The sequence below is a fragment of the Dapis purpurea BLCC-M126 genome, assembly GCF_050015975.1.
In the GTDB taxonomy this organism is placed as follows: domain Bacteria; phylum Cyanobacteriota; class Cyanobacteriia; order Cyanobacteriales; family Microcoleaceae; genus Trichodesmium.
Map to the genome: position 1 here is coordinate 1 of NZ_JBNHER010000157.1, position 6,937 is coordinate 6,937.

Annotated in this window: 5 protein-coding genes; 2 read left to right on the forward strand and 3 right to left on the reverse strand. The window is 36.8% G+C overall.

The genetic code is table 11. The annotated features are described in order from the left end of the window. Positions 1–389 precede the first annotated feature (389 nt). From ACP6PL_RS14255 to ACP6PL_RS14265, 3 genes are all read right to left on the reverse strand, one after another. Complete coding sequence (locus ACP6PL_RS14255; RefSeq protein WP_426545925.1) at positions 390–1,889, reverse strand: UDP-N-acetylmuramoyl-L-alanyl-D-glutamate--2,6-diaminopimelate ligase; 1,500 nt, start codon at positions 1,887–1,889, stop codon at positions 390–392. A gap of 238 nt (positions 1,890–2,127) precedes the next feature. Then, positions 2,128–2,403 carry a glutaredoxin family protein gene (locus tag ACP6PL_RS14260; protein ID WP_426545926.1) on the reverse strand — a complete coding sequence of 92 codons (276 nt, stop codon included), beginning with the start codon at positions 2,401–2,403 and terminating at the stop codon, positions 2,128–2,130. Between the two features lie 459 nt (positions 2,404–2,862). After that, entirely contained in the window at positions 2,863–3,582 is a 720-nt protein-coding gene (locus ACP6PL_RS14265) for a hypothetical protein (RefSeq protein ID WP_426545927.1), read from the reverse strand. 752 nt (positions 3,583–4,334) lie between these two features. On the opposite strand from ACP6PL_RS14265, the gene ACP6PL_RS14270 reads away from it, so the two are divergent. Both ACP6PL_RS14270 and ACP6PL_RS14275 read left to right on the forward strand, forming a co-directional pair. Continuing rightward, positions 4,335–5,399: a type 1 periplasmic-binding domain-containing protein gene (locus ACP6PL_RS14270; protein ID WP_426545928.1), complete on the forward strand. Its 1,065-nt coding sequence runs from the start codon at positions 4,335–4,337 to the stop codon at positions 5,397–5,399. Position 5,400: 1 nt separating this feature from the next. Further along, on the forward strand, positions 5,401–6,735 hold the full coding sequence (locus tag ACP6PL_RS14275) for a GGDEF domain-containing protein (RefSeq protein WP_426545929.1): 1,335 nt from the start codon (positions 5,401–5,403) through the stop codon (positions 6,733–6,735). The last annotated feature ends 202 nt before the right edge of the window (positions 6,736–6,937 follow it).

Sequence of the window (6,937 nt, forward strand, 5' to 3'; positions counted from 1 at the left end):
CTTACTCATTACTCCTACAACAGTTTTGTGGTCTACTCAACTGAAAAGCGCTGTATTGCCTCTCTCTATATCTCTCATTATTTCAGGTTACTGACTTTATAATTCCTGACTCCTACTAAAACAAATTAATGTAGCAATCTTTTTTGAAACTTAGGCATTCAGCTATTAGCGGTCAGCATTTCCATTTTTTATGCGGAGCTAACAGCTTTTTTTGTGAATTACGAAAATACATTCGCCATAGATACTTTGGTTTTCAGATGCACTTCAACCCATCTTAAAAATGGGACTTCAGTCTTTCAATATTGTCATCAGACTACATTTTGTCGGAAGCTAAAAGCTAACTGCTGAATGCTTACTTTGAAACTGGTATAACTTTAACTCTTAATTTTTCACTTTTGACTTAAACTATACTTGTCTATCAAAGCATCTCTTGCTTGCTCTCGGTCATCAAAATGAATTTTTTCTGTACCCAGAATTTGATAATCTTCATGACCTTTTCCTGCTATTAATACCCCATCTCCAGGTTGAGCTTCCATAATAGCAGCATGAATAGCTTGAGAGCGATCGCCCATTACCAAAGGTTTAACTTCTGGGGATATTCCCTCTACAATATCCTGTAAAATTTTTTCCGGGTCTTCAGTCCGGGGGTTATCAGAAGTCACCACAGCTAAATCTGATAACTCAGCAGCAATTTTACCCATTTTTGGTCGCTTAGTGCGGTCGCGATCGCCTCCACAACCAAACACACAAATCATTCGACCAGGAATAAAAGGTCGTGCTGCTTTTAGCAAATTTTCTAAACTATCAGGAGTATGAGCATAATCAACAATTACACTTACATCTTGCTCTTCATTAACCTGTACCCTCTCCATCCGACCAGGTACTCCCGGAAATTCTGATAACTGAGCAACCACCATCGCCAAATCTAAACCCAAATGTAAAGTTGCTCCCACCGCAGCTAACATATTAGATAAATTATATTGCCCTACCAACGGTAAACTAAAAGGAATTTCACCTTGGGGAGTATGCAGAATTCCTTTAACTCCAGTGGGTTGATATTCCAAGTCTGAAGCCCACAGATCGGCAGAAGTATTGCTGGTGCTATAGCTCCAAACTTGTTCCGGTTTCATTCTGGCGATTAACTTTTGGCCGTAGGGATCGTCAGCATTAACTATAGCACGACCCTTGAGATAGTCTAAGCTAAACAACAACGCTTTTGCCTCAAAGTAATCATCCATATCTTTGTGATAGTCAAGATGATCTTGAGTCAAATTGGTAAATACTGCCACCTCAAAACTACAACCCCAAACACGTTTTTGATGTAGAGAATGGGAACTAACTTCCATAATTCCATATTTACTCCCTGCTGCTACTGCTTGTGCCAATTGATTTTGCAATTCTACTGGGAAAGGTGTGGTGTAAGCCGCAGTTTCTGCAAATCCTGGCCAACGCGCATAAAGGGTACCGAATAAAGCGGTAGGTAGTTGAGCATTATTTAGGAGAAATTCGACTAAATGGGTAGTAGTGGTTTTGCCGTTAGTACCTGTGATGCCTACCATTTTCATTTTTTGCCCAGGGTAGTCATAGAAAGCAGCAGCAACTTCTGGGCAAGTTTGACTCATGTCAGCAACTGGAATCACACACTCATTTTTGGCTTGGTTTTTTGTTGCTGCGGAATGAGAAACTATAGCTCCCACTGCCCCATTAGCGATCGCGCTTGACCAGAAGTCTCCCCCATCAACCCGGGTGCCAGGCATTCCTAAGAATAAATCCCCTGGTTGACAAGCATGGGAATTTGTGGCTAAACCTTTGATTTCTGTTTCTAAAGCTTGGTGATTATTGGTAAGTGAAATACTTGGAACTTTTGCTAATAATTCTCTCAATTTCATATTAGGAACTCCGATAGTTTTTTAATTTTTTTTTATCTAGAATTTTTACTTTATTTTTGCTTAATAGCATCTATAAAATATTTGCTAAACAAAATTTTTGTAAGGGCGGGTTTTATAGTCTGGTTATTAATGGCAGCCCAAGAAATCTTGTTCTTTAACCCGCCACTTGAACTTTTGATTTATGCAAGAAATTAGGCTGAACAACCATAAGGATTTTTTTGTTTTCTATAGCAAAAATTTACATATATTTTTGTAACATTTGCTGCAATTTTCTCACTGGCATTCGAGGAGATGGTCGTGGTATAAGCTTTTCGGTTGTTGTATCTGTCTCAGATACACAGAGTACGGGTACTTCATATTGATAGGCTTGAAACCAGTCATCACGGTTGGTAATGTCTCTAACCTCTAGGTTAAATTTACAGGAGTTTTCGGGGTCTTTCAGTATTTCTTCGAGTTTTTCTTGAAGTCCTTCGCAGAGGTGACAGCCTGGTTTACTATATAAGATCAAGTTCATAATTTAGATTAAATTCTGGAAAATCTGTTAGTTTAATTATTTTATAATTTAAAGTGATTCTCTATTTTGAATTTTTACGGAAAAAATAGGAATAGAAACCCTTTCGCAACCATACAAAACTTATGGACAAGAATAATTTCGTCAAATAGCTTTGATAATGGATTATTGTATATCTCAAGTCGATAAACTGTTAAAAAAAGAAAGTCTAACAGAAAAATCTACTTATTTTAATCTTCCTGGTAGTAAAATAGGAGGAGGACAAATTTGCTTTTAATATATAAAATTAACTAAGATCTTTAAAAAGATTACTGAATCCTAGTAATTACTTAATAGGTAATGTGGGTAAGTAAGTATAGCATCCTTCTTTAGGATTGATATTACCTCTACAAACCCATTCAAATATACTTAATATCATACCCTCGACGCTTTATCTTCTTTTTTCCTCCTATTCCCTACTGTCTACTTCCCATTACCTTTTGATGTTGGGCAAAAACGCTCCAAAATATTACTACGAAAATCCTCTAATTCAGTCGAGGGATTCTTAACTGTAAATGCTTCCGATAAAGCATCGGAAAATAAATTACGTTCAGCCAAAAATTTAACTTTAGCCAAAGCAATAGTTTCTGGTGTAGCTTTTGCTTGTTTTAAAACAGTATCAAGTTTTTCTAACTCTTGAGTAATCACCTGACGTTCAAGAACATCCATGACTCTAAAAGTCACTCGTAAAGTAGGAAAAGAATACTCAGAAGCAGTTGAATCAAATACTCTCCAATAATAGGTATGACCAGGTTTTAACGATTCCCCATCGTAAATAATTATTTGTTGATTATCTTGAACTGTTTCAGCCCACAAAACCTCCTGACTATTAGCTGGACGAATTGATATTCCCTCCAATTTTCCTTGCCAAATAAATGTCGGACGAGTATTCCAAATTTTTCCCTCGGCCTCTATTAAACCAGGAGAAACCAAACACAAACTACCACTTCTAGTAGTACCATCTTTGGGGGTTATTGGTGGATCTTCATCTGATTGATAAAATGAATCTTTAAAAACTTTTTTCCACTGATCATTAGTATGATTTTTTTCAGGAATATTTTGTGCTTTAATTATGGATGAAGCTGCAAAAATTGCTATTGTTAATAATAGGTAAAATAGCAACGAATTTAGTTTTTTATTCATAAAAATCATCTTGTTAATATTTTTTAATATTTTGAGAGTAACCATATAAGGTAGAAAATTATAGTAATTGAAATGATGCTATACTGCAAATATAGTATAGAGTGTTAAATTTAGGAACTACCCAAAGAAACATGGTTTTTACGACAAATCCTTAGTTTAAATAATAGACATCATGCTATCATACTATCATATTGTTATAACGTTTATACCGTTTCACGGAAGTTAAAAGTCAAAACTCATGCATTGAGTGCTAATTGATGAGGTTTCCATTTCTTGCGCAAAGGCTACGCCAACAGAATGTAAGACGCATATCTGACAGTCAAAAGTCAAAACTGAGATTTTATTGGCTTAAAACTTTGATGTTCCAATAATTTATGGAAATTATCTTACCTAAATGTAAGATACAGTAGTATAGCCTAAGTTTAAGAAATTGTTATTAGTGAAAATTAAAATCATAATTTTGGTCGTTAATCAGCTAAACAATCTTGAAACAGAACTTTCCGGAAGGAAAGTAAAGCGATCGCTAAAATTAAGCAAGATTATTTTCTAGATCGGATAAATCTTTCGCGATAGACAATTCTTAATTTATTAGAAGCACCACAATAAAATACCAATAAGCAGTTGCAATTGCTTTTGAATAAACAGCAATACTCGCTACAAATAATCCCTTTAACATCCTCAAGTCCTGAAATACTGAACCCTAATTTGTTACAATATTATAATTTCCGATTAACTATTTGTTCACTCTATATATGGGACAAAAATACACTAAATTATTTGTCAGTCTGTTTCTTAGCAGCTTACTGGTTGTCTTGTTTCTAAGTTGTGATTCTAACCTGACCTTCCCAAAGTTACAAAGAATAGATTCCTATGAAAAAACAGTTGTTGTAGTTGCCGAAGACCTGCGTAATGGTGGGATAATTGGTGTTGTGGTTGGTATTCAAGAAGCTTGTCAAGCTCTGAATTGGAATGTAGAAATTTTTGACATCAGCAGTTCAGCTACTATGCGTCATCAGTCTCTAGTGGAAGCATTAGCTCTCAAGCCAGATGGACTGATTTTAGTCGGAGGAGATACTGTCTCAATGTCCACATATTCTTATCTGAAAAAATTTGAGCAACAGCATATTCCTATTATGGGTTGGCATATAGCACCTTACCCAGGATCAATACCTGACACTCCTGTCCAAGTTAATGTGACTACTGATTCTCGTCAAGTAGCTTTAGCAGCAGCAGGATTAGTTCAGCCACAGGAAGGACAAACCGCTGGAGTAGTTGTCTTCACTGATCGCCGCATCAATATTGCCCTGGAAAAAGCTAATCAGATGCTTAAAGCACTAGAAGGTTGCGATCGCTGCATAGTGCTATCTGTTGAAGACATTCCCCTCGATCAAACAGCATTTTTAGTTCCTCCGGCCATTCGTCGTTTGCAGAAACGCTATGGGAAGAGATGGACTCATTCCCTAGCCATTAATGACTTATATTTCGATCATGCAATTAATGAACTGGTATCTAGCAATCTACCTACCCCGCTCAATATTTCTGCTGGGGACGGTAGTACCTCAGCACTGTTACGTATGAAATATGAGAGTTATCAATATGCTTCTGTAGCTGAACCACTTTTAATGCATGGTTGGCAGTTGGTTGATGAAATTCACCGTAATTTGATCGGAGATCCCCCTAGCGGATATGTAAATCAACCTTATGTAGTAACTCATAAGAATGCTGCTAGCGTGGTAAATTCCAGAGGTTTTTTTGAACCAGATCGCCCTTATCGCCAACTATATCAAGAAAGATGGAGGGAAAACCAAGGTGGCTGAGATGAAGGAAAAAAAGTTGAAATTTATAAACACCATCAAATTTAGGATGTTACTGGTGTTTGCTCTTACTATTGGGTTACTGCTGTTGATAACTACTTCCTCCGTCATAGTCATGCAGGTGCTTAAACAGACAGTAAATCAATTTTTAGAACAAGATTTACCTAGGGTAGAGCGAACAAGAAAACTTAATCATATAATCGAAAAAATTGCATCAGATGCTCAAAGACTAGCTGAGACTAAAACAAAATATTCCCTGAATCAAACCTATAAACAGATTGATTCGCTACTGATGGAACTTGAAGATATGAGCAATACTCTATCCAAGAATAGAGTAAACCCAGATATTATAGAAATGTTGCTCTTAGCCCAGCAAATTCGATCTAAAACCCAACTTGCTTTTCAGCTCATGGGAGCTTCTCTAGAGCTAGATCAAGAAAGACTAATCCTCAAAAATCAATTATTAGAGACTAGTGTAGAGGTATTGTCAGAACTGCAAACTACCGTTAATCAACTGGTGCAATTTTCTAACCAAAATACCCAAGGAATTATTGATGATTTTGAGCAGAAAAAAAACACTGTTTTTCAGATGGAGTATTGGGCGATAATATTCATTATAGTTGTTAGTATAATAGTGCTCGGAATTGTTGTAGTAATGCAATGGCAGATTGTTGAGCGTGGTTTTTCCCAACGCTTGGAGATAATCAGTCAATCCCTGGCTCGTGTACCCAAAACATCTGAGGAAACCAAGATTCCTGTTGTTGGCAACGATGAAATTGCCTTCATGGCTCGACGGTTAGAAAAGCTTCTAGAAAAAGCCTTACAAATTCAATTAATGGCAACCACCGATGATTTAACCCAGGTGGCAAACCGTCGCTACTTCTTTCAGCAGGTTGAGATCGAAATCAAGCGAGCGAGGCGTTCTGGTCGTGAAGCTACAGTTTTACTGCTAGACATTGACTTCTTTAAAACTATTAATGATACTTATGGTCATGACGTTGGCGATATTGTTTTGAAGACTGTCGCCCATACTTGTAAAAACTGCCTACGAATTACTGATATCCTAGCTAGAATAGGAGGAGAAGAATTTGCGATTTTTTCTCCAGAAACTAATCTTGAGCATGGTCAAGTTTTGGCGGAACGAATTCGGCAGATGATTGAAATGTTGGAAATTGAGCTGTTTGACAGCACAAAAGTCAAGGTTACCATTAGTTTGGGAGTTGCGAAGCTTTCTCCTTTATGTATGGATATCAATCGAGCGTTGAAAAAAGCTGATAGCGCATTGTATAGTGCTAAGAAAAAGGGACGTAATCAGGTAGTAGTAAATTTTGATTTATAGCACTTTGGTGCGGAATACTGAGGCAAATGTGCGAATAATAAGCAACAGGCAATAAAGCTAATATGATCTCAAATCCATATGATTAGGTTATACAAATTACCAAAAGTAAGGCTATACTTCGCTTATAGAACCCCTAAGCGTATCTTCATAAATATGCGCGTTAGCTAGGAGTTAGGAGACAGGAGACAGGAGTTCATTAATT

What these genes read in the sequence shown, in the direction of transcription:
- ACP6PL_RS14265 (WP_426545927.1), bottom strand. Translation starts at nt 3,582, where the DNA reads ATGAATAAAAAACTAAATTCGTTGCTATTTTACCTATTATTAACAATA.
- ACP6PL_RS14260 (WP_426545926.1), bottom strand. Translation starts at nt 2,403, where the DNA reads ATGAACTTGATCTTATATAGTAAACCAGGCTGTCACCTCTGCGAAGGA.
- ACP6PL_RS14255 (WP_426545925.1), bottom strand. Translation starts at nt 1,889, where the DNA reads ATGAAATTGAGAGAATTATTAGCAAAAGTTCCAAGTATTTCACTTACC.
- ACP6PL_RS14270 (WP_426545928.1), top strand. Translation starts at nt 4,335, where the DNA reads ATGGGACAAAAATACACTAAATTATTTGTCAGTCTGTTTCTTAGCAGC.
- ACP6PL_RS14275 (WP_426545929.1), top strand. Translation starts at nt 5,401, where the DNA reads ATGAAGGAAAAAAAGTTGAAATTTATAAACACCATCAAATTTAGGATG.